23 protein-coding genes and 1 pseudogene are annotated in these 26,569 nt (G+C 63.1%); 6 read left to right on the top strand and 18 right to left on the bottom strand.

The window, feature by feature from the left end:
* The first annotated feature begins 9 nt into the window (after positions 1-9).
* On the top strand, positions 10-1,101 hold the full coding sequence (locus tag IAE24_RS18995) for a CaiB/BaiF CoA transferase family protein (RefSeq protein WP_199960245.1): 1,092 nt from the start codon (positions 10-12) through the stop codon (positions 1,099-1,101).
* 44 nt (positions 1,102-1,145) lie between these two features.
* On the opposite strand, the gene IAE24_RS18990 is transcribed toward IAE24_RS18995, so the two are convergent.
* From IAE24_RS18990 to IAE24_RS18955, 8 genes are all read right to left on the bottom strand, one after another.
* On the bottom strand, positions 1,146-2,114 hold the full coding sequence (locus tag IAE24_RS18990; RefSeq protein WP_199960244.1) for an NAD(P)H-dependent flavin oxidoreductase: 969 nt from the start codon (positions 2,112-2,114) through the stop codon (positions 1,146-1,148).
* On the bottom strand, positions 2,111-3,676 hold the full coding sequence (locus IAE24_RS18985) for an AMP-binding protein (protein WP_199960243.1): 1,566 nt from the start codon (positions 3,674-3,676) through the stop codon (positions 2,111-2,113). Before IAE24_RS18985 ends, IAE24_RS18990 begins: the two co-directional genes overlap by 4 nt.
* Positions 3,673-4,665 carry an NADPH:quinone oxidoreductase family protein gene (locus IAE24_RS18980; protein ID WP_199960242.1) on the bottom strand — a complete coding sequence of 331 codons (993 nt, stop codon included), beginning with the start codon at positions 4,663-4,665 and terminating at the stop codon, positions 3,673-3,675. Before IAE24_RS18980 ends, IAE24_RS18985 begins: the two co-directional genes overlap by 4 nt.
* Complete coding sequence (locus IAE24_RS18975; RefSeq protein WP_199960241.1) at positions 4,662-5,639, bottom strand: NAD(P)H-dependent flavin oxidoreductase; 978 nt, start codon at positions 5,637-5,639, stop codon at positions 4,662-4,664. The genes IAE24_RS18980 and IAE24_RS18975 overlap by 4 nt, the downstream gene beginning before the upstream one ends.
* On the bottom strand, positions 5,640-6,440 hold the full coding sequence (locus IAE24_RS18970) for an enoyl-CoA hydratase/isomerase family protein (RefSeq protein ID WP_199960240.1): 801 nt from the start codon (positions 6,438-6,440) through the stop codon (positions 5,640-5,642). It lies immediately after the preceding gene.
* 9 nt (positions 6,441-6,449) lie between these two features.
* On the bottom strand, positions 6,450-7,697 hold the full coding sequence (locus tag IAE24_RS18965) for an acyl-CoA dehydrogenase family protein (protein ID WP_199960239.1): 1,248 nt from the start codon (positions 7,695-7,697) through the stop codon (positions 6,450-6,452).
* A 14-nt stretch (positions 7,698-7,711) separates the two neighbouring features.
* On the bottom strand, positions 7,712-9,862 hold the full coding sequence (gene fadB, locus IAE24_RS18960) for a fatty acid oxidation complex subunit alpha FadB (RefSeq protein WP_199960238.1): 2,151 nt from the start codon (positions 9,860-9,862) through the stop codon (positions 7,712-7,714).
* A 98-nt stretch (positions 9,863-9,960) separates the two neighbouring features.
* Positions 9,961-11,091, bottom strand: a complete 1,131-nt coding sequence (locus tag IAE24_RS18955) for an acyl-CoA dehydrogenase family protein (RefSeq protein ID WP_199960237.1) — start codon at positions 11,089-11,091, stop codon at positions 9,961-9,963.
* Positions 11,092-11,205: 114 nt separating this feature from the next.
* Here IAE24_RS18955 and IAE24_RS18950 point away from each other — a divergent pair, with 114 nt between their 5' ends.
* The gene (locus IAE24_RS18950; protein ID WP_199960236.1) at positions 11,206-11,691 is read left to right on the top strand and encodes an ASCH domain-containing protein; all 486 of its coding nucleotides are present in this window, start codon (positions 11,206-11,208) and stop codon (positions 11,689-11,691) included.
* A gap of 29 nt (positions 11,692-11,720) precedes the next feature.
* Here IAE24_RS18950 and IAE24_RS18945 read toward each other — a convergent pair whose 3' ends face one another.
* The 8 genes and pseudogenes from IAE24_RS18945 to IAE24_RS18905 all read right to left on the bottom strand — a co-directional run bounded on the left by IAE24_RS18945 (position 11,721) and on the right by IAE24_RS18905 (position 20,052).
* On the bottom strand, positions 11,721-12,065 hold the full coding sequence (locus IAE24_RS18945) for an H-NS histone family protein (RefSeq protein WP_199960235.1): 345 nt from the start codon (positions 12,063-12,065) through the stop codon (positions 11,721-11,723).
* Between the two features lie 135 nt (positions 12,066-12,200).
* Positions 12,201-12,855: pseudogene (locus IAE24_RS18940) on the bottom strand (integrase core domain-containing protein); the annotation flags it as partial.
* Positions 12,848-12,982, bottom strand: a complete 135-nt coding sequence (locus IAE24_RS18930) for a transposase (protein WP_442778728.1) — start codon at positions 12,980-12,982, stop codon at positions 12,848-12,850. The pseudogene IAE24_RS18940 and the gene IAE24_RS18930, both read right to left, overlap by 8 nt.
* Positions 12,983-13,094: 112 nt before the next feature.
* Entirely contained in the window at positions 13,095-15,392 is a 2,298-nt protein-coding gene (locus IAE24_RS18925) for a hypothetical protein (RefSeq protein ID WP_199960234.1), read from the bottom strand.
* 416 nt (positions 15,393-15,808) lie between these two features.
* On the bottom strand, positions 15,809-16,285 hold the full coding sequence (locus IAE24_RS18920) for a Mov34/MPN/PAD-1 family protein (protein ID WP_199960233.1): 477 nt from the start codon (positions 16,283-16,285) through the stop codon (positions 15,809-15,811).
* Complete coding sequence (locus tag IAE24_RS18915) at positions 16,273-17,895, bottom strand: ThiF family adenylyltransferase (RefSeq protein WP_199960232.1); 1,623 nt, start codon at positions 17,893-17,895, stop codon at positions 16,273-16,275. The genes IAE24_RS18920 and IAE24_RS18915 overlap by 13 nt, the downstream gene beginning before the upstream one ends.
* Positions 17,895-19,037: a CBASS cGAMP synthase gene (locus tag IAE24_RS18910; RefSeq protein ID WP_199960231.1), complete on the bottom strand. Its 1,143-nt coding sequence runs from the start codon at positions 19,035-19,037 to the stop codon at positions 17,895-17,897. The genes IAE24_RS18915 and IAE24_RS18910 overlap by 1 nt, the downstream gene beginning before the upstream one ends.
* Positions 19,030-20,052: a CBASS cGAMP-activated phospholipase gene (locus IAE24_RS18905; protein WP_325100550.1), complete on the bottom strand. Its 1,023-nt coding sequence runs from the start codon at positions 20,050-20,052 to the stop codon at positions 19,030-19,032. Before IAE24_RS18905 ends, IAE24_RS18910 begins: the two co-directional genes overlap by 8 nt.
* A gap of 239 nt (positions 20,053-20,291) precedes the next feature.
* On the opposite strand from IAE24_RS18905, the gene IAE24_RS18900 reads away from it, so the two are divergent.
* Together IAE24_RS18900 and IAE24_RS18895 are read left to right on the top strand one after the other, a co-directional pair.
* Positions 20,292-20,627, top strand: coding sequence for a helix-turn-helix domain-containing protein (locus IAE24_RS18900; RefSeq protein ID WP_199960230.1), 336 nt, complete (start codon positions 20,292-20,294; stop codon positions 20,625-20,627).
* The gene (locus IAE24_RS18895; protein ID WP_233630780.1) at positions 20,614-21,405 is read left to right on the top strand and encodes an ImmA/IrrE family metallo-endopeptidase; all 792 of its coding nucleotides are present in this window, start codon (positions 20,614-20,616) and stop codon (positions 21,403-21,405) included. Before IAE24_RS18900 ends, IAE24_RS18895 begins: the two co-directional genes overlap by 14 nt.
* Positions 21,406-21,777: 372 nt before the next feature.
* Here the strand turns inward: IAE24_RS18895 and glmS are convergent, their stop codons facing one another.
* Entirely contained in the window at positions 21,778-23,697 is a 1,920-nt protein-coding gene (gene glmS, locus IAE24_RS18890; protein WP_199960228.1) for a glutamine--fructose-6-phosphate transaminase (isomerizing), read from the bottom strand.
* A gap of 137 nt (positions 23,698-23,834) precedes the next feature.
* On the opposite strand from glmS, the gene IAE24_RS18885 reads away from it, so the two are divergent.
* Positions 23,835-24,350: an Lrp/AsnC family transcriptional regulator gene (locus IAE24_RS18885; protein ID WP_012207697.1), complete on the top strand. Its 516-nt coding sequence runs from the start codon at positions 23,835-23,837 to the stop codon at positions 24,348-24,350.
* A 217-nt stretch (positions 24,351-24,567) separates the two neighbouring features.
* Complete coding sequence (locus tag IAE24_RS18880) at positions 24,568-25,728, top strand: sensor domain-containing diguanylate cyclase (RefSeq protein WP_099752746.1); 1,161 nt, start codon at positions 24,568-24,570, stop codon at positions 25,726-25,728.
* Positions 25,729-25,753: 25 nt separating this feature from the next.
* On the opposite strand, the gene IAE24_RS18875 is transcribed toward IAE24_RS18880, so the two are convergent.
* Positions 25,754-26,569 (bottom strand): sensor histidine kinase (locus IAE24_RS18875; RefSeq protein ID WP_233630779.1); only part of this gene is annotated, 816 nt, incomplete at its 5' end.

Below are 26,569 nucleotides of genomic sequence, written 5' to 3'. Positions count from 1 at the left end.
GGATTTCCCATGGCAGGACCACTTTCAGGCATCAGGCTGCTGGAGTTCGCCGGCATCGGCCCCGGACCGTTTTGTGCCATGGTACTCGGCGACCTGGGAGCCGATGTCGTGCGCATTGTCCGCCCCGACAGCGTGCTCGACTCGCGGGACGTGACCACTCGTAGCAGGCGCACGGTGCATCTTGACCTGCGCTCGGCCGAAGGCCGGCAACAGGCGCTGGCGCTGATCGCGTCCAGCGACGCGCTGATCGAGGGCTACCGCCCTGGCGTCATGGAGCGGCTGGGCCTGGGGCCCGAGGTCTGCCTGGCAGCAAACGCCAGGCTGGTCTACGGCCGCATGACCGGCTGGGGTCAGCACGGCCCGCTGGCCCAGGCTGCGGGACATGACATCAACTACATTGCCATCAGCGGCGCGCTGCATGCGATGGGCCGTTCGGAAGGTCCACCACCCCCACCGTTGAACCTGGTGGGAGACTTTGGTGGTGGCGGCATGCTGCTGGCGGTGGGCCTGCTCGCGGCGCTGACCGAGGCAGCGCGCTCGGGCCTCGGCCAAGTGGTTGACGCCGCCATGACCGACGGCACGGCCCTGCTCTCGGCCTTTACCTGGGGGCTCAAGGCCATGGACCGCTGGAGCAATCTGCGCGAGGACAACCTGCTGGACGGCGGCGCCCATTTCTACGACAGCTACGCGTGCGCGGACGGCAAGTTCATTGCCATTGGCGCCATCGAACCGCAGTTCTACGCCGAGCTGCGCCAGCGCTGCGGCATCCAGGACCCGCTGTTCGATGGCCAGATGGACGCCGCGCGCTGGCCCCTGCTCAAGCTGCGCCTGGCCGATGTGTTCCGCATGCGCACGCAGGCGGAGTGGTGCGCGATCCTCGAGGGCACCGACGCCTGCTTTGCGCCAGTGCTGGATTGGGATGAAGCCGCGCAGCATCCACACAATGTGGCGCGCGAGACCTACATCCGGGTCGATGGCGTGCTGCAGCCGGCCCCCGCCCCGCGCTTCTCGCGCACGCAGAACACGACGCCTCAGCCCGCGCAGGCGGCATCGGTGCAGGAAGTGCTGGCGGGTTGGACAGAGCTGGCCAGCGCCAACTGAGTGTGATTCCGGCCACCGGCTCAGCCGGCGATCCAGTCGCCGAGTCAGTCGCTGGAGCGGCTGAACTCGCGCGCCGCCTGGTATTCGCGCGCCGTCTGATCGATGAGTTCGGCCACCGAGCCGATGGCGGTCACGCCCGAGACGCTGTGGCCGGCGCTCCAGATCTGGGACCAGCGCCGCGCCGCGCTACCGCCAGCGCCAAACAGGCGCCTGGCGCCCTCCGCGCCCAGATCCGTTGGCAAGGCATCGGGGTCGAGCCCGGCAGCGGCAACCGAGGGGCGCAGCATGTTGCTCGGCAGCCCGGTGAAGGCGCTGCTCAGCAGCACATCATCGAACTCGCTGTCGACCAGCATCTGCTGGTACTCCGGCGGCGCCAGGCTTTCCGCGGTGGCAATGAAACGTGTGCCCATGTATCCCAGGTCGCAGCCGAGCGCGCGCGCCGCCCACAGCGCCTGGCCGTCCGACAGGCCGCCGGCAAGCACGATGGGCCCGGCATAGAAGCGCCGCACGGCGCGCACAAAGGCAAAGCCATTGGCCCAGCCCGTCTGCCCGCCCGCACCTGCGCTCAGCAGCACCAGGCCATCGGCGCCGGCCTCGAGCGCGCGCCGCGCATGGCGCAGCGAGGCGACGTCCGCAAAAACCTTGCAGCCAATCGCATGCAATGGTTCGATTACAGGCGCAGGTGAGCCGACGCTGGTAATCACGAGTTCCACGCGGTGGCGCAGCAGCACCTCGAGCTGGGCCGGCATGGCGGCATGGCGGATGATCAGATTCGGGCAGTACGGCGCTGCCTGCGGCTCCAGTGCGGCCTCAATGGCGGTGAGCCAGTCGTTCAGCTCCTCGGCTGTGCGGCAGTTGGCAGTGGGAAAGGCGCCAATCACGCCCGCCCGGCAGGCGGCAATGACCAGCTGCGGGCCCGACACCTGGAACATCGGCGCGGCAATCAGCGGCAGGCGCAGGCGCTGGGCCCAGGGCCCAGGCAGCCCGGTTCGAGGGCTCGGCAGCGCGCTCATGCGACCTGGCGGCCGCCAGTGGGCCAATGCGGTGCGCGTAGCGCCTTCTTGTCGACCTTGCCCAGCGCGGTCAGCGGCAGAGCATCGACTACCTGGACGCGCTTGGGCGCATGCTGGGCCCCCTTGCGCTGCTTGACCAGTTGCGCCAGCGCATCTGCATCAATCACTGCGCCCGGGCGGGCCACGACCACGGCCAGAACCGTCTCGCCCCATTTGGCATCGGGCACGCCGATCACCGCAGCGCTGGCGACGCTCGGGTCGCTGGTCAGCACATCCTCCACTTCGCGCGGATAGACATTGAAGCCGCCGCTGACGATCATGTCCTTCTTGCGATCGACAATGAACAGGAAGCCGCGCTCGTCCATGCGTGCAATGTCGCTGGTATGCAGCCAGCCGCCGGCGGAGGCTTCACGCGTTAGTTCATCTCGCTGCCAATAGCCGTTCATCACATGCGGCGCGCGCACGCAGATCTCTCCAGCCTCGCCTTGCGGCACGCTCTGTCCCGAGTCATCGAGCAGGCGCACTTCTACGCTGGCAATCGGCGCGCCACAGGAGGCGAAACGCTCTGGTTGCGCGGCATCGTGGTCGCCCTTGCGCAGCAGGCTGATCGGGTAGCACTCGGTCTGGCCATAGAGCTGCGAGAACACCGGTCCGATGCGCTCCATGGCCTCGACCAGCCGCGTTGGCGACATCGGCGAGGCGCCATACAGCAGCAGCTCGAGCGAGCTCAGGTCGCGGGCGGCGAGCCTCGGCTCATCGAGCAGCGTGTAGACCATGGTCGGCACCAGCAGGCTCATGTTGATGCTCTGGGCCTGGACCGTAGCCAGGAATTCGTCCGGCTCGAAGCGCTGCAGCAGATGCACCGTGCCGCCACGCAGCAGCACCGGCGCGATCTTTGTTCCCGCCACATGGCTGATGGGCGCCGCCGCGAGGTAGTTGGGGCGCGCCGGCAGCTCGAAATCCTCAAGTATCGCGCGCCACATGGCTGCATGCGCATGCTGCTGGCGCAGCACCGCCTTGGAGCGGCCTGTAGTGCCGCCGGTGTAGTTCATGGTGGCCACGCTGCTGGGGAGGGACAGGTCGCGCGCTGCGACCGGGCCGATGGACTGCGCCGCGGCCAGCAGATCCACGCCGGCTTCGGTTTTGCCCAATGTCCAAACATGCTGTAGCTGCGGCGCGAGCGCCGCCAGTTCTGCGCCGCGCTGGCCAAAAGCCCTGCCATCGACAACCAGCGCCGCAGCGCCGCTGTCGTGGAGCTGCTCGAGCTGATCAGGCAAAGCCCCCATGGGATGCAGCCAGGTCACGGCCAGGCCCAGCGCCTGCACGGCGACTTCGGCGCACCAGGCTTCGGCACGGTTCGCGCTTAGCAGGGCCACCACGCGTGGCTCATGCCCGGCGGCCTTGAGCACGCCCTGCAAGCGGCCGATCAAGTCGAGCGCCGCGCCATAGCGCAGGCTGCCGCCGTCCCAGGAAAAAGCCGTGCGCTCCGGAAAGCGCTGCAGAGCACGAAGCACCAAAGTACAGGCCGTCGGACCACACCAACCGGAAGCCAGATTGATCATTGCCAGGTTTCCTCCGACCAATCGAGAATTACCCGGCCGATGGTCGCTGGATCCTGCGCCAAAGCCATGGCCTCCTGCCAGCGCTGCGCCGGGATAGTGGCAGCCGCACGTGGCCGCAGCTTGCCCGCGGCAAACAACTGCACGACCTCGGCCAGGTTCGCGGCCGCGGCCTGGGGCTCGAATTCGCGGAATTGGCGTATGTCGACACCTACCAGCGAGGCACCTTTCATGATGCTGAGGCTGGCGCGAAAACTGGGAATCTCGCCGCTGGCAAAGCCGATGACCAAATGGCGTCCGCCCCAGCGCAGCGTGCGGAATGCCGTCTCGAACAGCGCGCCTCCGACCGGATCGACGACGACATCAATGCCTGCCGGCACTAGCGCCTTGAGCGCATCGCGCCATTTCATATCGGAGGTATCGACCAGAAAGTCGGCGCCATGCGCGAGGGCCAGATCGCGCTGTTGCTGAGCCGGGGCCGCAGCCACAACCGTTGCGCCCAGTGCCTTTGCGACCTGCACGCTGGCCAACCCCACTCCACCAGCGGGCCCCAGCACCAGCACCGTCTCGCCGGCGCGCAGCCGCGCACGCTGCTTGAGTGCATAGTGCGCGGTGGCATAGGTAATGGCCAGGCCCGAGGCCAAGCCCAGGTTGACGCCGTCCGGAATCAGCGCAATATCGGTCTGCAGCGCACAGTTGTACTGTGCCCAGGAGCCGCCCACGGATGTGCCTGTCACGCGCTGGCCGACCTGCCATTGCGCCTCGGTGCCGCGACCGAGCGCGGAAATCACTCCACTGAACTCGGTGCCGGGAATCACCGGCAACTGCGGCCGCACCTGGTAGCCACCCTTGGCAAACAGCAGGTCGACGAAGGAAATGGCATTGCTGCAGATACGCACCTGCACCTCGCCCGTGCCGGGCAGCGGTACGGTGACATCATCCAGAGACCATTGCTGCGGACCTTCGAAGCCATGGACACGTAGTGCTTTCATGCTACCTCCACCACGCCGCAGGCACGCGAAAGCGCAGCCCGGCAGTCCGCCATGATGCGCTCGAGCAGATCAGCGCAGCTGGGTATGTCATCCACCAGGCCGACGGCCTGGCCTGCCCACACCAGTCCCGAATCCACCTCGCCGGTCTGCAGCGCTAAGCGCCCGCGCTGACCGGCCACCAGGGGATGGATGTCCTGGAACTCGCAGCCGCCAGGACGGCGCTCGGTGGCCACCACCTCGTCCGAGACCTGGTTGCGCAGCACTCGGCCGGTGTTGTGCAGGGTGCGGAAAATCAAATTCGTTTCGCGTTCGGAGGCGCGCACCAGCGCCTGCTTGATATCGGCATGGATGGGCGCTTCCAGGGTGGCGCAAAAGCGCGTGCCCATATTGACGCCTTCGGCGCCCAGCGCCAGCGCTGCGGCCAAACCGCGGCCGTCGGCAATGCCGCCCGAAGCGATCACCGGAATGCCAAGCGCCTGCACAGCCAGCGGAATCAGTACCAGCCCGCCGACATCGTCCTCACCCGGATGGCCTGCGCACTCGAAGCCGTCGATACTGACCACATCGACGCCATTGCGTTCAGCCGACAGCGCATGGCGCACGCTAGTGCACTTGTGGATCACCGTGATGCCTGCAGCCTTAAGGCGACCGGTGAACTCCTTGGGGCTGCTGCCCGCGGTCTCGACAATGCGCACGCCGCTGTCGATGATGGCAGTGATGTAGTCGGCATACGGCGGCGGCTTTGCCGTGGGCAGGATGGTGAGGTTCACGCCGAACGGCTGCTGCGTCATGCCGCGGCAGCGCTCGATCTCGCGCGCCAGCGCCTCGGGATCCGGCTGGGTCAGCGCCGTCAGCATGCCCAGGCCACCGGCGTTGGACACGGCCGAGGCCATTTCGGCGGTTCCCACCCATTGCATTCCACCTTGCACGATCGGGTAGCGGATGCCCAGAAGTTCTGTGATTCGGTTTTTCATTCAACGTCCTTGGAATGCCGCGCGGCGCTTTTGCTGGAAGGCAGCAACGCCTTCGCCGAAGTCGCGCGTGGTCGCGCACTCGCGAAAGCCCAGTGCCTCGGCGTCGAGCTGGTCTTCGAAGCTGGAGTGCAGCGACTGGCGAATCAGCCGGCGTAGGTTTCCATAGGCAATGCTGGGACCCTGGGCCAGTCGCTCGACGAGCGTGCGGCTTTCGGATTCCAGCGCTTCCAGCGCCACCACGCGATTGCAAAGCCCCAGGCACAAGGCTTCTTCGGCTGTGATGGTGTCGGAAAGCAGAGCCAGCTCCAGTGCCTTGCGCAGGCCGACGATGCGCGGCAGCGCCCAGGAGGTGGCGCAGTCGCAGCTCGCGCCAATCAGTGGGTAGGCGACGCAAAAGCGCGTGTTCTCGGCCGCGACAATGATGTCGGCGGCGCCCAGCACCAGGCCCACGCCCGCGCCCGAGACCGCACCGTGGACACTGACCAGCACCGGCGCATCGGTCTGCGCCAGCAGGCGCAGGCCGCCATGCATGCCTTCGATCAACGCATCGGCCACCGGCACCGGATCGCTGGCCATGGCGGCGATGTCGCCGCCAGCCATGAAGGCCCGGCCTTCGGCCGTGAGCCAGACTGCGCGCACCAGCGGGTCGGCGCTGATCTGCGTGCAAGCCTGCAGGAAGGTGCGCGCCATGGCGACGTCGATGGCATTCAATGACTGAGGTCGGTTGAAGCGGATATGTGCAATGCTGCCCTCGCGCCACCACAACACCGGGCCTGACGCGGATTTTTCAGGATAGCCCATATCTAGCTCCTAGGAGACGCGGTAGAAAGGAGCGAGCGCACCAGCGGTTTCCTTGGCGCGTGCGAGTTCCGCGCGCGCAATTGAACGCAGATGCACTTCGTCCGGGCCGTCGAAGAAGCGCATGGCGCGGCCCCAAGACCACAGATAGGACAGCGGCGTGTCGGGCGTGATGCCCATCGCGCCAAACACCTGGATCGCCCGGTCGAGCACTCGGGTCTGCAATTGCGCGGCGACCAGCTTAATGGCCGAGACATCCATGTGCGCCGAGCGGTTGCCATAGGTATCCATCTTCCATGCGGCATGCAGCACGAACAGCCGCGCCTGGTCGATCTCGACGCGCGAATAGGCAACCCAGTCCTGGACATTGGCGAAGTCCGACAGGTGCTTGCCAAACGCACGACGCTGCAGTGCACGGTCGCACATCAATTCGACAGCCAGTTCGCACTGGCCAATGGTGCGCATGCAGTGGTGCACGCGCCCCGGCCCCAGGCGTGCCTGGGCCAGCGCAAAGCCCGCGTGCTCTTCGCCCAGCAGATTCTCGACGGGGACGCGCACATCCTTGAAAAGTACCTCGCAGTGCCCTTCGGGCGCATGGTGGTGCATGATTGGCACATTGCGCACGATCTCGAAGCCGGGCGTGTCCATGGGCACCAGCACCATCGAATGGCGGCGGTGTTTGGCTGCGGCTGGATCAAAGTCGGTCACGCCCATGACGATGCACAGCTTGCAGTTCGGATGCAGGGCACCGGTCGTGAACCACTTGCGGCCATTGATTACATACTCGTTGCCTTCACGCCGGATGCTGGTGGCGATGTTGGTCGCGTCCGAGGACGCCACGTCGGGCTCGGTCATGCCGAAGCACGAGCGGATCTTGCCGCTCAGCAGCGGATCGAGCCATAGCGCGCGCTGCTCGGGCGTGGCAAACAGGTGCAGCAGCTCCATGTTGCCGGTATCGGGCGCATTCGAATTGAACACTTCCGATGACCAATAGATGCGCCCCATCACTTCGGCGAGCGGCGCGTACTGCATGTTGCTCAGGCGCGTGCCGGGCTCGTCATCGCGCAGGCCTGGCAGGAACATGTTCCACAGGCCCTGCTCCTTGGCCTGCGCCTTGAGCGGCTCGACGATCTCCAGGGGAAAACGTCCTTGCCCGGCGATGCGCTCGTAGTCGACGTAATGCGGCAGCACGCGTTCGTCAAGAAAGCTGCGTAGCCGGCGCTGGAGCTGCAGGGTGTCTTCGGGTAGTTCGAAATGCATGGGTTTCTCGCTGTTCAATAAAAACGGGCGCCGCTAGCGGCTCGGTCACGCAGTTGCTGTCTTGGCGTATAGGCTGGACCGTGGGACTGCAGGCGGTCGCAGCGTCGCAGCAGCTCGTCCAGGCCCAGCCAGTCGGCGTATTGCAACGGGCCACCGGCATAAGCGGGAAAGCCCAGGCCCAGCTGCATTGCCAGATCGACCTCGGCCGCAGTTCCGACCACACCGTCGAGGAGCGCGTTGGCGGCTTCCAGCACCATCGGCAACATCATCCGGTCGACAATCTCCTGCGGGGTGAATTCGCGCCGGCCCTGGGGCTGCAGCGCCTGCTGCAGCAGATCATGGCTGTCAGCAGCCGGGGAGCGCACTGGCTTGCCGCTGCTGCTGGACTGGTACTGGTAGAAGCCCAGGCCCGACTTCTGGCCAAAACGTCCCTGCCGGGCCATCAGCCGCAGCGCATCGTCTTCCAGCTGCGGCATGCGCTCCGGATAGCCGGCGGAAATCACCTGGTTCACATGGCTGCCGGTGTCAATACCGACCACGTCCTCTAGATAGGCCGGCCCCATGGGCCAGCCAAAGCCTTCCATGGCCTGGTCGATGGCAACGAAATCCGCTCCTTCGGCAATCAAGCCGAGAAACGCATTCATGTACGCAGTGAGCACGCGGTTGACGAGAAACCCCGGGCAGTCGCGCACCACGATCGCGGTCTTGCCCATGGCGGTCGCATAGGCGACCGCGGTGGCCACGGCGGCGTCGCTGCTCTGACTGCCACGCACCACCTCCACCAGCGGCATCACCGGCACCGGATTGAAGAAATGCATGCCGACCAGCCGATCGGGTGCGCGCAGCGCCGAAGCCATGTCGTCGATGCGCAGGCTCGACGTGTTGGAGGCAATGATTGCGCCCTGCGCCAGATGGCCTTCGAGCTCGGCTAGCAGCCGGCGCTTGACCTCCAGGTTCTCGACCACCGCCTCGATTGCGAAATCCACGCCTACATAGCCGCCACTACCCAATTGCGGCGCGATGGCAGCGCGCACCTGTGCCGATTTCTCGGCGCTGATGCGTCCCGACTTGAGCTGCCGGTCCAATTGCTTTTGCGCCTCGGCCATGCCCAGTTCTAGCGCCTCGGCGCGGATGTCATGCAGTTGCACCGGCACGCCCTTGAGCGCGCTGGTAAACGCAATTCCACCGCCCATGATGCCCGCACCTATAACAGCTGCGCGCTGCACCGGTCGGCCGCTCTTGCCCGCCTGGCGCGCGATCTTCTTGATCGCCTGCTCGTTCAGGAAGGTCTGGACCATTGCGCGCGCCGCCTGGGTCTTGGCGATCTCGCCAAACACCTCGGCTTCCAAGCGCAGCGCAGCCTCGCGCTCGAGGCTGGCGCCGCGGCGCATCATGTCGACGGCAGCCAGCGCCGCCGGCTGGTGCGCTGCAGCGGCTTTCTGCGCACGGGCGCGGGCATCGGCAAACTCCTGTTCCAGTTGCGCAGCAGGGGACGCGAGCGGCTCGCGCTTGCGCTGCTGACGCCCCTGCCAGTCGATCTCACCCGCAATGGCGCGGCGCAGGCACTGCAGCGCGTGCTCGCGCAGGGTTGCAGCGGGAGTGACTTCGTCCACAACCCCCGCATGCAGGGCTGCAGCCGCACCTGCGGGCTTGCCGCTGGCAACCCACTCGCAGGCCGCGCCCGGACCAGCCACACGCACCAGGCGCACCGTGCCGCCAAAGCCCGGAAACAGTCCCAGCTTGACTTCGGGCACACCGACTTGGGCCGTTTCGGACATCACGCGCAGAGCGTTCGCCAGCACGAACTCGAGCCCGCCACCCAGGGCAAAGCCATTGATGGCCACGACGCTTGGCACCGGCAGGTCCTCGAAGCCGATGAATACCTCGTTGCTGCGCAGCACGTCAGCAGTGATCTCCGCCGCCGGCTTCCTGAACTTCTCTCCGAACTCAGTGATGTCGGCGCCGACGATGAAGACCTCCTTGGCGCTGGTGGCCAGCACGCCACGCAGGTCCGGCAGGCTTTTCAGCAGCGCAACGACCTGACCGAGCTCGTCGATCGTGCGCGCGTCGAACTTGTTGATGGACTCACCCTGGCGGTCGAAGCAAACCTCGTAGACGCCCTCATCCTGCAGCGCTGCCAGCTGCACGCATTGACCTTGGAACACAGTTTCTCCTCTGGGCATCGCGCCCGACTGTTCCAGTCTAAAAAGACTGCGTTCCTCCCACCATCGTCGGAAGTGACGACATTGCGGGCTGCCAAGCGCTAGGCAAGAGCGCGCTGAATAATGATTTTCTGGATGTCGCTCGTGCCCTCGTAGATCTGGCAGACGCGTACGTCGCGGTAGATGCGCTCCAGGGGAAAGTCGCTGACCACGCCATAGCCACCCAGCGTCTGGATGGCGGCGCTGCACACGCGTTCGGCCATCTCGCTGGCAAACAGCTTGGCCATCGCGGCCTCCTTGAGGCAGGGCCGGCCGGCGTCGCGCAGGCTGGCCGCGTGCCAGATCAGCTGGCGCGCGGCCTCCAGCTGGGTGGCGCACTCAGCTAGGCGGAAGCCGACGGCCTGATGGTGGAAGATGGATGTGCCGAAGCTCTCGCGCTGCTTGGCGTAGTCCAGAGCGAACTCGAGCGCGCTGCGCGCCATGCCGACGCTTTGCGCGGCAATGCCGATGCGTCCGCCCTCCAGCGCACCGAGCGCTATCTTGTAGCCCTCACCTTCCGCGCCAATTAGGTTCTCGGCAGGGATTCGGCAATTGTCGAACTGGATCTGCGCCGTGTCGCTGCTATGCTGGCCCAGCTTGTCCTCGACGGCGGCAACCAGGTATCCCAGGTTGCTCGTGGGAACGACAAACGCACTCATCCCCTTCTTGCCGGCCCCCCTATCGGTCACGGCGATGACGATTGCCACCTGGCCGTTCTTGCCACTGGTGATGAACTGCTTCACGCCATTGAGCACATACACATCGCCCTCACGCACGGCAGTGGTGCGCAGCGAGGAGGCGTCGGAGCCTGCCTGTGGCTCTGTCAGGCAGAAAGCTCCCAGCATCCGACCCTGCGCCAGCGGCGTGAGCCACTGCTTCTTTTGTGCTGCGCTGCCGTAGCCCAAGAGAATGGCATTGACAGGGCAGTTCGTCACACTGATGGCGGTACTGGTGCCGCCGTCGCCCGCAGCAATCTCTTCGAGCACAAGTGCCAGACTCATGTAATCGAGATGAGCCCCACCAAACTCTTCGGGCACACATATGCCATAAGCGCCCAGCGCCGCCAGGCCCTGGTGCGCCTCATGGGGAAAGTGGTGGTCTCGGTCCCAGCGCGCAGCATGGGGCCACAGTGCAGTCTGTGCGAAATTGCGCACAGCGTCGCGGATCATTTCCTGGTCTTGGGTCAATAGCATGGTGAATTTTTGACTGCACGCGGTGGCCCGACTAGGGTCATCCAACGGAGGTCTCATTCTGCGGATCAGGCACCGCCAGCGATATCGTCAATTGCGACGAAGGCGGGTTTCCGTATGAACGCCCCGCACAACTTCTTGATCTCTCTTGAAGAGCGGCACGCGAACAGGATTCTTCAGGGCACCAAAACCGTTGAGCTTCGTCGTCGGCCTATGCACGTCGCAATCGGATCAACGGTCTGGATATACGTAAAGATGCCTGTCGGCAACATCGTCGGCTGCGCAACAGTCACAGGCCTGCACACGCTTGCCCTCAGCACATTGTGGAGGCGGTTTGGCACCGTATCGGGCCTCAAGCGCCAGGAATTTTTCGAGTACTTTTCGGGGCTTCCGAAAGCCTTTGCATTGGGCCTAAGTGAGCCTACTCAGCTCACGTCCCCCATCCCACTGAGCAAGCTGCGCAGTGTGTCGGGAGGCTTTCATCCACCGCAGTTCTTCACCAATGTCGCAAACGATGGGCCTTTGCTGCACGTGATGAGCCAAGCCCTTCACGGCCAACCGACAAAGTCGACAAACCTGCAGCAAGAGTTGGAACTTGCCTGAGGCGTCCTACGAGAGCGCCTGGGCCGCCCTTAGCCTCTGCTGCGGGCTGCCGCTGCAGCCATTTCTGCAAGGAACGGTCCATCGTGTCGGGCGGGTTGAACGATTAGAAAGTCGTTGCGATCTTGGCCGACTATCCACGCAGGAGGCTTGCCACGTCCTGTCCATGTGGCGCCTGTTGCTGGATCCTTGTATTTGGCTACGCCGTGTTTTTTGCCCTGTGCGGGAAGCAACGGGAAGACTTGTTGAGAGGTAAGGCCAAACTCGGTAACAAGCTCTTGTACGCGACGCAGTGCCGCAGTGGCTTCAGTTTTTTTTGCCTTGGCTATTTCTGCATCCAGAGCAGCTTTCGTGGCCAGTAGTTCGGTCAAATTCATAGTCGTACCTTGGTCGGTGGGCGATCGCCGCCATGTGTAATACCGACAATTATCGGCCTTACTCGGCGCTGACTGTTCCTCGCAACAACGTGAAGCTCATGTAGGTGATCTTGCCCCCGTAGTCCCGACCCCGCCCTATTCGCAATAAAGCTCCTGCTCAGCCCCCGCAGCCTGTTGCCGCCTGAACTCCCGAGGCGACCGCATTTTCAGCGAAGAATGCGGATGCACCTCGTTGAAGTGCTCGAAGGCCGCTGGCAGCTGCGCCAGTACCGTCTGCGCGTCACGCAGGTCCATGCGCGCCACATAGTCGCGCTTGAAGCTGTTGACGAAGCTCTCGGCCATGCCGCTTGCTCTGCGGGCTGCAGACGGGCGTGCTGATGGGCTTCAGGCCCAGCGCGCGTGCCAGTGCCCTCGTTTCGGAAGCGATGTAGGCACCAACGTTGTCACTGAGGAACTCCAACTCCTGGCCCTTTGGGACCGCTTCGACCGAGCCGAAGCGGCGCTCAACGGCCTCGATGAGCATCTCGCGCACCGGCGCGCCTGGCAGCCCCTTGCCCTTCCACGCGCGCCAAGCCATCACCTCACGGTCGCAGTAGTCCTTGGCGAAGGTGGCCGTCACGGTCTGATCCGAAGCGCACTTGATTTCCAGACCATCGGAGCGCGCTAAATCCCGGGTCTTGTAGATGCGCTTTTGAATGCGCTCCTTTTTCAGGCTACTGAAGAATGACTCGGCGAAGGCATTGACCCAGCAGTTGCCCCGGCGGCTCATGCTCGGCTCGAGGTTATGGGCGACACTTGTACAGGCTATGGGCCGAGACTCCCAGGCGGGCAGCTACACCTGGGACGGAGTAGCCGTATTCGACGACTTGCTTGACTGCCTCTTCCTTGAATTCCGGAGTAAGCCTCTGGGTGCTCATGACATTCCCCCTATGCTCAAAGGATAGGCGGGGCTTGTCTACCGACCAGGGGCAGTCCATCCACCTTAACAAGGTGTCATCGAAACCGGCAGCAGCCCACTCGGTCCCAACTTCATTGGACAAATGGCAAGGGCTCAAGCGTCCTTGCGGGGGCTGCGGGAGCAAAGCCGTCCAGTTTCAGCTGTAGGGCTTCGAGCGCATCCCATGTGCCAGCTTCGAAGTCCGGTTCAGTGGCAGGGATGGGAAGGCGCGGATGGTCGCGCCGAATACGGCGGTGAACTTCTCGTATCGCCGCCCAGCGCACTGGCCGTTCCAGAAAATTCGGCACGAACCAGAAGCCGAAAGCGGCCACCATGAATGTTAGAACGTTGCCCATCTGAGGCCAATCTGCCACCGCGTCTGTGCCAAAAGTGACAAGACTAGCAAAGAGCACCACCAGCAAGTAGCGAAGGCGTCTGAAAACTCCAATGCCCTGTTTAAACGCAGCACGCAGTGCATCTCGATCTTGCTCAACATCATTGCGTTCGCGCGCCTGGACCTGCTGGCTTAGTTTGTCGATTTGGCTGTCGAGCAGGAGCACGTCCTGATGCCGCTGCGCCAGATCAGCCTTGAGCGCCTTGACATCTTGCTCGCTTGCCTCGCGGGCCTGTGCGTGTTGAGCCGCAACGCTTTCAAGTCGTTCCTCGTGCTGCAGCTTGAGCTCCACAAAGCTCTTGTCGCTCTCGGCTTTCTGCGCAGCTAGCCTCTGGTCCCCTTCCTCGCGCGCCTTGGCAGCAGCGAACTCGCCCGCAGCAAGTCTGACCTGCTCGATGATGTATGGCAGACGTTCGGCCGTCACGTCTTCAGGGTCGGCACGAGTGGCGCGCATGAGCGCTCGTTCGCCCTCCCGGTTTTCTAGTAGAGCAGCGACGTGATCCGCGTCGGTGCTTCCATGCAACTCCAGCACGAGATTGATGGCACGCGACCTCACGTCCTTTCGTGGACGAATCGCTGCAGAGCAATGAGCTAGCAAGCGGGCCCGCGACATATGGCCATTGCCTTCGCCACTGCGCAACCAAAGATAGCCGGCCAGCTGCTTGTCGGATAGCGCGATAGGTGCCCAACGGGCTGCATTGCTATCGCTCTGCCTCGCCGCATTGGTCAACCATGTTTTCCACGCACCATTGGCCATGTGCGCAAGAGCCGTATTGCGTGTGATGAAGATGGCCTTGCTGTCGCAGATTCGCTCGCAGAGAGTATTTGCATCTCGAATCCGAATCATGGACCAAACAGAGCGTTTGTCGTGGTCTCTGGCGTCCTCGTTCGGCCAGTTCGACATGCGCCTGTTGAGGTCTGCCTCAATGTCGCCCACCGTGTTGCGAGACCGACGCACTATATCAAGCTGGGGGTCTTTCTTCACAGGAATGCCGACACTCGCCGCTCGGCTTCCCACATTGTCCTTAAGCGCCGACAGGACATGCGGCTTGGCGGATGAGGCAAATGCGCTTGTCCTCGCATTGCCTGAACGAAGCGACGCGAGTCGGCCGGAAACCACCGACTCCGCCTCGACGATGCAGTCATCAAACACTACAGGGTGAGCCCCGCTCGACGTGACCATGTCGAGGAGCTCAGCGCCATACGCGGCGTATTCCACGTTGACTCCGAGCATGTCCAGTAGCAACGGCGAGTCCAAGTAAACCTCTAGGTCATTCAGACTTTTTTGGTCTGCAGCCGGCTCACTGAAGCAAGCCAAGGCTTCCGCCGCCATGCTAGCAAAGGCGATGTCGGAGACCCGGTCGAACAGCGCCGTCTGTCCATCACGCAGGTCCAGGAGGAACTGTGCGACGTGGAAATCTAGATGCAACTCGCGCTGTTCCTGAGGGGTGGATTCGGCACGCTTGAGCGTCAGCGTCTTCGTCATTGCCTTCGCGCCGATGGCCGTTTCTCGACGGGCCAGCAAGCGCATGGACTCGGCGTTGAGAAGACGGTCTAGGAACTCCTCCTGAAGTCGCTGCTCGGTTTCATTCGCGAGCAGTGGGTCATCCCTGCACGAATCGACGAACTGCTGGAGGACTGAGTCAATTTCTTGCTCACTCACTCCCGGAGCCTCAAGCTCCTCCGTTGTGACATTCGAGGCATATTGAAAGACGGTACCACCACTAGCTTTTCCGACTGCGGATACCAGCAAGCCCTGAGCTTCCAGTTGCTCGGCAAGGCCTAGAACGGCCAAGCGTGGAATCCTCAGGCCGTAAAGCTTAGCGACCTCGTTGGAGAACGCCTGGGCGTCGAACATCTGTCCGGCAAATTCTCGGCACACGGGAGCAAAGAACGGAGCGAGCGCTCCGAACATGCCTGTATTAGCCCCCTGAATGCGGTCTGCCAGCGCACAGTAGGCCAGCAAAGCCCGTTTGGGCTTGTTGATGCAACTCATCTACGACGGAATCTTCTTCGAATTGAATTCTACCGGCCGACTTACTTGAAGCCTTATGCATGCCGTTCTTGCCTATACACGCGCGAACGAACACACATGACCGCCCAACACCGGCGCAAACCGGCCGCTTTGTCCCACGGACGTAAGCAATTATGTCTGGAATTGCAATTTTTGGTAGGAATTTGGACCCCAGCGCCAGACATTGCATACCAAACAATAAAAGGCAATGAGTCGTTCACAATTCGAACTTCCGCGAACTTTGCCTTAATCAGGCTCAACCCTCGCCTGCACAATCAGCATCGTTTCACAGGCTTATCCGCCCGAAGTTTAGGACCACCGGGCTGCAGGCGTGGAACAGGATCACTGTGTTCAAACGCCACGTGCTTCATCGAGGAGAACCCAACCAACGCCAGGCCTCAATCGCATGGACTTAGGACAATGCCGCTGCCCGTCAACGGCACTAGTTCCACATGCAAGCCTGCCCTGCCAACTATGACGGCAAGAAAAGGGCGCTTGTCCTTCCGCCCAGAGGCCAACCTTTTCCACTCTGACCGGTCGATCCCAGACGGTGTAGGGAAGTCTTGAGGATGCGTGTGCCACTCGCCCAAATACCGAACTGTTCCTCGGCTATCGCTCCACATTTTCTGAGCGACTTCCGCGTGTCCTTGCGGAAGTCGCTCGAACGAGTAGCGCGACCTCAAGTCGTCGACGGTCGGAAACGTTGCGCGGATAAGGTTCAGATGCGTGCCCCTGACCTCGCCGAGAAGCAGTCCGCCAGCCTCGGCGTCAATATCCAGGCGCTGGATGTGCTCGCGAAACACGCCTAGGACCTTGTTGTCGAAGTTCACAAGGCTTCGTCTGTCAGGCGTCGACCATCCGGTTACGAATTGCATGCAGGGCATCCGTCTTGCTTCATAAGGGTGCAGTCCGGCGTTGCGCTCTGGAACTGGCTATCGAGGATCCGCGTACGCAAGGTCGGCGCGTCGTCGTTGTTTGCCCAGGAACTGACCATTTCGGCACCGAGCGCCGCCGCCTGCAGAGATACCGTCGCCGGAAATGGAACATACAGCCCTTCGCACCCCTGCCCCGCCAACAGCTTTGGCATCTCGCCCTCCACACTCTGTAAAAGCCCAACCCGATTGGCATCGCAAAGGCAGCGAAAGCAGCCGCCCCTTTCGTTGGCCCTCATCACGCCGCGAACAGCAACGCCTGGCCCTTCGATCCATACCGTCAGAAGCGCAGCATGCTGATGCTTACGTGCCAGCAAATGCCCCAACGACTCCTCGCCCGTAGCGTCGATGAGCAGGTCGAAAGCGCCGAGCTCAATCTCACGCACGTCTCGAGGGGTGGCCGCGATGTTCGCACCTGGTGCCAAAGCCTCCAGCTCCCGCTTCAGTGCGACAGCTTTGTTGTTAAAAAGCCCCGAGAACCCAAGCCGATGGCGCCCCAGATTCTGCGGCTTCAATCCGTCAAAATCGACCAACTCAAGGCTCCCATCGCCAGTGCCGGCACCGGCCTTCACGAGTAGGTCGGCGAGATAACCGCCAATGGTTCCACAGCCGACCAGGACCAGCCGCTTTCCGGACAAGGACTTGCGCCCTGGCTGATTCCTCCCGGCCATGTATTTGTCGTCCAGGCGGATCACTTCCAGTGGAACAACAGGAAGCGAAAACAAGGGCGGAAACTTCTTCTTCCAAGCTCCGCGCTGTGGGGCCGAGTTCGTCTGTAAATTGACCCAGGCTCCGTAGGTCATGAGCGGCGACTCGATGATGAGGACCGCCGCCAACGCAGCAGTTGAGCGGGCCTGCTGAATGCGCTCCAGGAGCTTCCTTCGGCACTGCTTGTCGAGGAGTCCTTGCCACTCAAGCAGTTGTTGCACGTTCTCGATTGGCCAGCGCATGTTGTGTGGCCTGGGCTTCGCCGTAGTCTTGACTCGAAACGTCACCGCGGGGTAATCAACCGTGGTCCAGCCAAGCTGCTTCAACTTCGCCTGTGTCCGCAGCAAGTCGTCGGTCACCACCGGGTAGATGTCGGAACCGTTCTTGACCGCCTTCAGTATTTGTTGCCCGAGGCGGGCATCACGTAAGTCGACGAGACAGAAAATGCCCGCCCAATAGGCATAGAACTCGTCCTCCAAGTCGTTGCGGAACTCGCCCGCAATGATGTCCTGGAAGACCTCCGTGGCTCGATCCAGACAGGCAAGGGTTTGGCCAACGGGATCGAAGACGTCGAGAACTACGGTGCCCCGAGCGATGTAGCAGATCTCGCAGTCCACACCCATGTGGGGCACAACAAGCGGCAGGCCAGACGGACGCTCAAGCAGGCGGACCCGGGGATACTCGCTGAAGTTCGGATCCACCTGAAGCTCGCACGCAAAGCTCCTGCTCGCACCATACAGCGTACCGTGGTAGAGGAACCAGCCATCACACGAGCGAGTTTTGAAATCAAAGCCGCGCCCGCGAAGACCGTCAGTAACATCGGCGATCAGTTCGTCAGTGGGCATCAACCAGCCTTTGAACGTCCCACCAGCTCGCTCGCCCCTACCGTCGCCGGCGCAGCCGCGACCGTAGCTGCGACGGATGCCACCTTGACTCGATCCGGGCGATTCGGGAATCGCTGGCCGAATTCCTGCCGCATCCAGATGCAGACCTGGCTTTCACTTGACGCATGGAGTGACGCGCGCAACACGCCCTCAAAGCGCTGGAGTTCGCGTGCAGCTTCCTCGACCTTGTCCTTGCCGAGACGCTTGGTCAGCGATTCGTTCCCATTGACCGGATTAACCACGCCTGCACGCAGCGCGGCTGGAAGGCCCGCCAGTACATCGAGAAGAGCAAGGTCATCGCGGCCATGCCGGCGCTCGAACAGCGGGACGGCGGCAGCCATAAGCAGGATCGACGCAGGACCGCCGCTGGTCCACTTCCAATCGCGGAAAGCCTTCAAGTAGCGGATGACGCGGCGCAACTGATCGCCACGGGCCAGCACCTGGGCCTCGAACCAGTCCTTGACCGGACGCGGGTCCGATTCCCACCAGCCTTCTTCTCGATGGGCCAGCAGCACGACATCGCTGGGCAGCTTTGACCAGGAGTCGCGCTCCGCCCTGCGAATTGCTTCAGCTGAATCCAGCGTGTGATACGCCTCCATCGCTGCCTTAGTCAGGGTCAGGAATTCATCGTCAGGGATCGCGTACAGCGGAACGTCGATATGCGCCGCTTTCGTCACTTCGATCCGTACGCAGGTAGGTTTGTCCGTGATGAGGGTCCAGCCTTTTTCGCGACACAGCACCTCCAAACAGGCCTCGGCCGCATTGAAAAAGATGGCCGTTGCAGCACTCGGGCGCTTCGTTTGCTTGACGAAACCCAGCGGCAAGTAGCAGCCGTCATCGACGTCAGCCTGCTGGGGATGCTGTGCCGGGGCGTTCAGAGTCTTGTATGCCCACGATCCCTGGGTGAAGAAGCGCGGCGTCGGCGCCTTCTCGGCGAAGCCGGCCGCTTGCAGCATCTTCGGGATGCCGTCGCGCAGACAGTTGCGGACGTCGATCTTGGCTTGGGCCAGGTAGGTCCTGACGCTGGGGGTCAAGTCGAGCGAATCCAACAGGTTCGGCTCGTTCGGGTCGGTCGTGTGAAAGAGAGCGGTAAGGTTAAGCATGTTGCGGCTCCGAAGGGGTCGTAGAGTTCTTGTTAGGGCCGTGAAAGAACGTCGGAGCGGCGGCCCAATGCGCTCGAAACGGTTGGAATTTCGGATCGCCAAGCGCCCTTTGCGCGGCGTGCATGCCCCGATCGCGGAGCGTGTTGGTCGAAGCAATTGAGACCCGGTCAAGAGCCTTCACGTCCTGGCTTTGGTCCGGCGTGGCTTTGTCGTCGATGGGGAAGTAGTCGTCGCCGAGGGATTGTTTCAGCATGTAATCCACCGACGACTCCTGGGCCGAGATGACTAGGTCAAAGAGGCTTCCCCTCCACCGCGCAAAACCACGGTCTAGATCGGCATCTCCGCGAACGGTCGCGCCGATGGTCATCGTTCCGATGGCGAGGACACGCACACGTACTTTCGGAATGCCCTTGGCCAAGAAGGTGCTGACCTCGTGCAGACCGAAAAACCCAGGGGCGTTGCCGACCAAGCCGCCATCAGCGAAGACGCCACGCTCGTTGCGTGAGAGCGGGAAGTACACCGGCGCAGCTGCGGTGGCGACCGCCACGTCGGTCAGTTTCATGAGGTGGTCGAGTTCGAAGGTGGGATGATGCGGCGTCTTGAAGAATTGCCCGCGGCCTGTCGAGTAATTAACGGCGGGGACGAGCACGCGGTGCTTAAGATCGCCAATAGTTAGCTCACCAAAGCGCTCGCCCAGCACGGACCGCAGGCCGTGCGAAGAATGCTTGGCCTTCCACCAGAATCCTGTCAGGCGGCGCCATAGCGACCGGCAACCAAAAATCCTGTCGCCATGGGTCTCGAAGATGGCCTTCAACTCCTCAGCCGGGACTTCGGCTGCCAGCCCCAGAGCAAGTAAGCCGCCGGCCGAGGTGCCGCAGATGAGGTCGAAATGGCTTGCGATGGGCCGGCCCAGAACCTTCTCCAGTTCGGCAAGAACCGTGGCGGTGTACAGCCCTCGGTAACCGCCCCCTGAGAGCGCCAGGATGTGAAACGTCGGAACCTCGATATCAGCCACGGCGCACCTCCAGCTGAAGGCCACGAATGGGGTCCGACCGCCAAGCCTGCGTCAGACGCTGCCACGTGCGGCCTCCAAGGCAAGCCTCGAATCGTGCTAGTCGGTACATCGGTTAGCTCCAGTCTTGTGAACGATGAGTAATATAGATAGAACACAGCCACTTGTAAAGTAGGTTGATACGCAGCGTTATATTGATATAATATTGGGCTTATCAGCAGCACACTCCAGGAGGACATCTCATGTCATTAGGCGCGCGCATCAAAGAACTCCGCCTAAAACATGGATGGTCACTTCAACACCTAGCAGATGCAGTTGGAGTCTCAAAGACCCATATATGGGCCCTAGAGCGGGGCGAGACCAGCAATCCGTCGATGGAACTGTTGAAGAAGCTGGCTGAGCAATTCAAGGTCACGCTGGAATACTTGGCCGGTACGACCGAGGACACGTTGGCCGACGTCACTGCGCAGCAATTTTTCCGCGACTTCAAGTCTTTATCGGAGGCGGAGCAGGCCGTTTTGCTGCAAACTTTGGAGATCTTCAAAAACAAGAAGGCTCCGAGAGATGCTAAGACTTGACCTGATGGAGTTGGCCGACCTCGTTCGGCCCGAACAACTCGTCGATGAAATCCTCAAGCAGAACCCTCAACTGCCGCTTCCGATCCCCGTTGTAGAGCTAGCCAAACTGGCAGGTATTTCGAAGATCGAGGCGCTCTCGAGTCAGGGCTTCGAAGGCATGCTCATAGCGAATGCCGAGAAGACAGAAGGTGTGATCTTCTACAACGGGACTGTCCCAAGATCTCGTCAAAGGTTCACCATCGGGCACGAATTTGGGCACTTCCTTCTACCATGGCATCGCCAGACCACTTTCGAGTGCACAGCAGAAGATATCTCGAATCGCACTCGAAAGGACTGGGAAGTTCAGGCCAACCAGTTTTCTGCCGAACTGCTGATGCCCAAGTCGCTAGTGAAGGCCCGACTTCAAGCCAATGGCGACCCAGAACTTGGCCACATACAAAAACTCTCGAACCAGTTCGATGTCAGCTTCGAGGCGGCCGCTCGTCGGCTTATCGAACTCAGTGAGTACGCTTGCGCGGTCGTGTTTTCTAAGGATAACGTCGTTCGATACTGGGCCAAGAGCGATTACTTCGCCGAGCAGATCGCCCTTCGCAAGGGTGACAAGCTTCCCTATAAGAGCCCCAGTAAACAATCGGGCTCTGACCCTGAGGAATGGCACGAGCTGATTGCATCGTCGTGGGTAAAGGAAAGACAAGGCGAAGACCTGCCCGAGAGCATTTACGAGCAGACCTTGTGCCAAGAGTACGGATACAAGGTGACGTTGCTTTCCTTGGGCTAACGAGCGGCAGGGTCACAGTCTGCAAAGCCCCTAGACTCGGTGTTCGCGAAGCAGCTGCTGGTGAATTTCAATAATCAGCTTGTTGCGATCATTGCTGCATGTGAGTCTGCTCGGACCACATGAACCTCCCCCCAAACAAAAAAAAAGAGCGCTCAATAGTGCGCTCTTTTTCGTATAGCAGTCAGCCCATACCGGGCTGCTGTCATCTCGCATATCTAGGTCTCCTTTAACCGTCGAATTTTGGTTTACGACTTTATCGTTACAAGTGACCATGGCGTAAACATGCATGAATGCTGGAGGCTCGTTTACAACTTTATTTGCGTGTTTACGACTTTAATTACCCAGAATACCTGCTGCCCCCGGCCCTCTGCCTCACTCCACCGTCACGCTCTTGGCCAGATTGCGCGGCTTGTCCACGTCGGTGCCGCGTGCGCAGGCCGTGTGGTAGGCCAGCAGCTGCAGCGGGACCACGTGCAGGATGGGGCTCAGGGCGCCGTAGTTCTCGGGCATGCGGATGACGTGCATGCCTTCGCTGCTTTCGATGTTGGTCTTGGCATCGGCCAGCACGTAGAGCACGCCGCCGCGCGCGCGCACTTCCTGCATGTTGCTCTTGAGCTTTTCCAGCAGCTCGTCGTTGGGCGCCACCGTGACCACGGGCATGGCGCTGTCCACCAGGGCCAGCGGGCCGTGCTTGAGCTCGCCCGCCGGATAGGCCTCGGCGTGGATGTAGCTGATTTCCTTGAGCTTGAGCGCGCCTTCCAGCGCAATCGGGTAGTGGATGCCACGGCCCAGGAAGAGCGCGTTCTCCCGCTTGGCGAAGTCCTCGGACCAGCTGATGACCTGGGGCTCCAGCGCCAGCACCGATTGCAGGGCCACGGGCAGGTGGCGCATGGCGGCCAGGTACTGCTGCTCCTTTTCCTCGCTCAGGCGCCCTTGCGACTGGGCCAGGGCCAGGGTCAGCAGGAACAGGCCCGCCAGCTGGGTGGTGAAGGCCTTGGTGGAGGCCACGCCGATCTCCACGCCGGCGCGCGTGATGTAGGCCAGCTCGCATTCGCGCACCATGGCGCTGGTGGCCACGTTGCAGACGGTCAGCGTGTGCTTCATGCCCAGGCTCTGCGCGTGGCGCAGCGCCGCCAGGGTGTCGGCGGTCTCGCCCGACTGGCTGATGGTGACGACCAGGGTCTTGGGATGGGGAACGCTGGTGCGGTAGCGGTACTCGCTGGCCACTTCCACGCTGCAGGGCAGGCCGGCCAGCGCTTCGATCCAGTACTTGGCCGTGCAGCCGCTGTAGTAGCTGGTGCCGCAGGCCAGGATGAGCACGCGGTCGATTTCCTTGAACACGCGCCAGGCCGAGGTGCCTGCCTTGCCGTCCGAGCCCGCGCCGTCGAACAGCTCGGGCACGATGGCCTGCACGCCTTCCAGCGTGTCGGCAATGGCGCGCGGCTGCTCGAAGATTTCCTTTTGCATGTAGTGGCGGTAGGGGCCCAGCTCGGCCGCGCCGCTGTGGGCGTGCACGGTGCGCACGGGGCGCTGCTCGGGCGCCAGGCGCTCGCCGCCCTTGCCCACCAGCCAGTAGCGGCCGGGCTGCAGGTCCACGATGTCGCCCTCTTCCAGGTAGACGATCTGGTCGGTCACGCCGGCCAGGGCCATGGCGTCGCTGGCCAGGAAGTGTTCGGCGCCGTCCTGGCCCACGCCCAGGATCAGCGGCGAGCCGGCGCGCGAGCCGACCACGCGCTGCGGCTCGTCCTTGTGCATGACGGCGATGGCGAAGGCACCATGCAGCCGCTGCGTGGCGGCCTGCACGGCCTCGAACAGATCACCGCCGTAGAGGCTGTCCACCAGGTGGGCGATGACCTCGGTATCGGTCTGGCTGGCGAAGACATAGCCCTTGGACTGCAGCTCGGCGCGCAGGGCTTCGTAGTTTTCGATGATGCCGTTGTGCACCAGGGCCACGCGGGCCGGCTGGTCGGCATCGGCCACGGGCGAGACGCCGGGGCCGTGGCTGAAATGCGGATGGGCGTTGCGCACGGCCGGCTCGCCATGCGTGGCCCAGCGGGTATGGGCAATGCCGGTGTGGCCGATGACCTTGTCCTGCTGCACCTGGGCCATGAGTTCGGCCACGCGCGCCGTGGAACGGGCGCGCTGCAGGCCCTGGCTGTGCACGCCCTGGGCGTCCAGCGCCTGCACGGCCACGCCGCAGGAGTCATAGCCGCGATACTCCAGGCGCTGCAGGCCCTGGACGAGAACGGGGACGATATCGCGGAAGGAAACCGCTGCGACGATGCCACACATGGACAAGCTCCTTGTTTCGAGATGACGACGGATGCTACGCAGGTTGAAAAGAAATTTCTCGCCAAATTTCTTTATCTATTGAACTAATATTTCATCAAAACCAGCACAAGAAATATTATTTCAATTCATAGAATTCAATGACACAAAATTCCATAGAACTGGACGCCACCGATCTGCGTTTGCTGCAATTGCTGCAGGTCGATGCCAGCCGCAGCAACCAGGCCCTGGCCGCGCTGCTGCAGCTGTCGCCGCCCACCTGCCTGCGCCGCGTGCGGCGGTTGCAGGAGACCGGGCTGATCGAGCGGCAGGTGGCCATCCTCCAGCCGGAACGCCTGGCCGCCGCCCTGGGCCACGGGCTGCAGGCCATCGTGGAAGTCTCGCTGGACCGCCAGGACAGTGATTCGCTGGACAGCTTCGAGCGCCGCGCCGTGGCACTGGACGCCGTGCAGCAGTGCTGGCGCGTGTCGGCCGGGCCTGATTTCATCCTCGTGGTGGCCGCGCCCGACATGCCGGCCTACCTGGAGTTGAGCCGCGCGCTATTCACGGGCGACGCCAACGTGCGCAATGTCAAGAGTTTTTTCAGCGTCAAGCGCGCCAAGTTTTCCACCGCCATGCCGCTGCCGTCCACAAATCCCGGAACGGCCGCCGAATGAGGCCAGGAGCCTTGATTTTGTGAGTATTTGTGCTCATCAGGAAGCTACGCTGCATCGGGCCCGCGTAGGACAACAGGCCTGCAATGTGTCCCGAACGCCAACTTTGGGCAACGTTAAACTTTAAGGCGTTGCGCACGCACGGGGACAATGATACAAATTGATGCAACAACACTTTCTGACGCGCTAGGCAATCGGCGCGCACTCGGCTCGCACCGCCATGTCCTTGCGCCAGCGCATCCATCGCCGAACCTACCCCTTGCGCGTCTCCAGCATGGCATTGGGCGGCCTCGTCGTGGGCACGGCCATGACCGAGATGGGCGCCAGCCCGGCGGTCTGGGGCTTTGTGCTGGTGAGCGCCCTGGTCTGGCCGCACATCGCCTTTTTGCACGCCCGCCACAGCCGTGACAGCCACCGCGCCGAACACGCCAATCTGCAGATAGACGCGCTGATCATCGGCAGCTGGATTCCCGTGATGCATTTCTGCGCATTGCCCAGCATTGCGCTGCTGGCCATCAGCATTGCCGACCGCAACCACACGGCCACTCGCGACGGCTGGCTGCAATCGCTGGTGGCCACCTTGCTGGCCGCCGCGCTGGTGGCCCTGCTGCTGCGGCCCGTGCCCGACTGGGAGGCCAGCCTGGCCGTGCAGCTGAGCATGCTGCCCCTGCTCCTGCTGCACAGCGTGTTCTCCAGCTGGTCTACGCGCCAGCTGGTGCGCAAGCTGGCGCGCCAGAACGTGAAGCTGCAGGTGCTCAGCCGCATCGACCCGCTGACCACGCTGTACAGCCGGGACTACTGGTGGCAAAAGGCCCGCGCCGCGCTGCGCGACTACCGGCAGACGCAGGCCTCGGCCTGCCTGCTGATCGTGGACATAGACCACTTCAAGCGCATCAACGACAGCTTTGGCCACACCGTGGGCGACGAGGTGCTGCAGGCCATAGGCCTGACCATCCGGCACTGCCTGCGCTCGCACGACGCGGCGGGCCGCTATGGCGGTGACGAGTTCGCCGTGCTGTGCATGCACACCCAGCTGGACGACGCCTATGCGGTGGCGCTGCGCATACGCAACCAGTTGAGCCAGCTGCGCGTGCGCGAGCATCCCCAGCTGCGCGTGAGCGCCAGCATTGGCGTGGCGGCGGCGGACCCGAGCTTTCTGTCGGTCAAGGACTGGATCAATGCGGCCGACAGCGCGCTCTACAGCGCCAAGGATGCCGGGCGCGACCAGGTGATTCCCGCCGCGCCGCTGATGGCCGGCAGCGCGCCTGCCCGAGCGGGAACAGGCTCGGACACAGACCCCGATACAGGCTCCGACACGGGCCCGGACACCAGGGACTCCCACCCCACGCACCAGCCCGAGCCGGACGACACGCTGATCTGAGGGCAGGCGCCAGCGGCAGGCGGTCTCAGAGCCCGCGATCGGCGCGCCGCACTTCGCCGCCGGGCCAGTTCAGGCAAACGCAGCAGCCGCCCGCGGGCGTGGCGCGGATGGTGGCCTCGCCGCCGTGGCGGCGCATGACGCCGCGCACCAGGGCCAGGCCCGTGCCCAGGCCGGGGAACTCGGATTCGCGGTGCATGCGCTGGAAGATGCCGAACAGCGCTCCCGCACGCGAGGGATCGAACCCCACGCCGTTGTCCGTCACGCTGAGCGTGATGCCGCCGTCGGCATGGCGTTCCACATCGATGGCAATGCGCGGCTGGTCCACGGGCCGGGTGAACTTGACGGCGTTGTCCAGCAGCGCCTCCAGCACCTGGCGCAGCAGGGCCGCGTCGGCACGCACGGCGGGACTTTGCTGCGGCAGGCTCCATTGCAGCCGCGCAGCCGCGCCGCAGGCCGCCCAGCGCGGCTGCGCCAGCACCGCCGTGCGCGCCTGCTCCAGCAGCTCCTGCAAGGCGACGGGCTGCCACTGCATGGGCGTGCGCGCGGCGCGCGACAGGGCCAGCAGGCCGTCGAGCATGCCGCCCATGCGGCGCGCCGACTGGTCCATGGTCTGCAGGAAGCCGCGCGCCTCCTGCAGCTCCTGCGGCGAAGGCGCGGCCTGCGACAGCAGCTCATCGACCAGGGGGCCGAAGGACAGCACATGGCGCAGCGGCGCGCGCAGGTCGTGCGACACCGCATGCAGCCATTCCTGCTGCGCGGCGCGCAGGGCCTGCAGTTCCTGCTCCCGCTGGGCCAGGCGCTCCAGCGCATCCTGCAACGTGCGGGGAGGGCCCTGCAGGTC

Origin of the sequence: Delftia sp. S65 (assembly GCF_016516495.1) — a bacterium.
Classification (GTDB): Bacteria; Pseudomonadota; Gammaproteobacteria; order Burkholderiales; family Burkholderiaceae_C; genus Comamonas; species Comamonas acidovorans.
The sequence above is the reverse complement of the archived record's forward strand: the minus strand, read 5'-3'. Positions and strand labels throughout refer to the sequence as shown.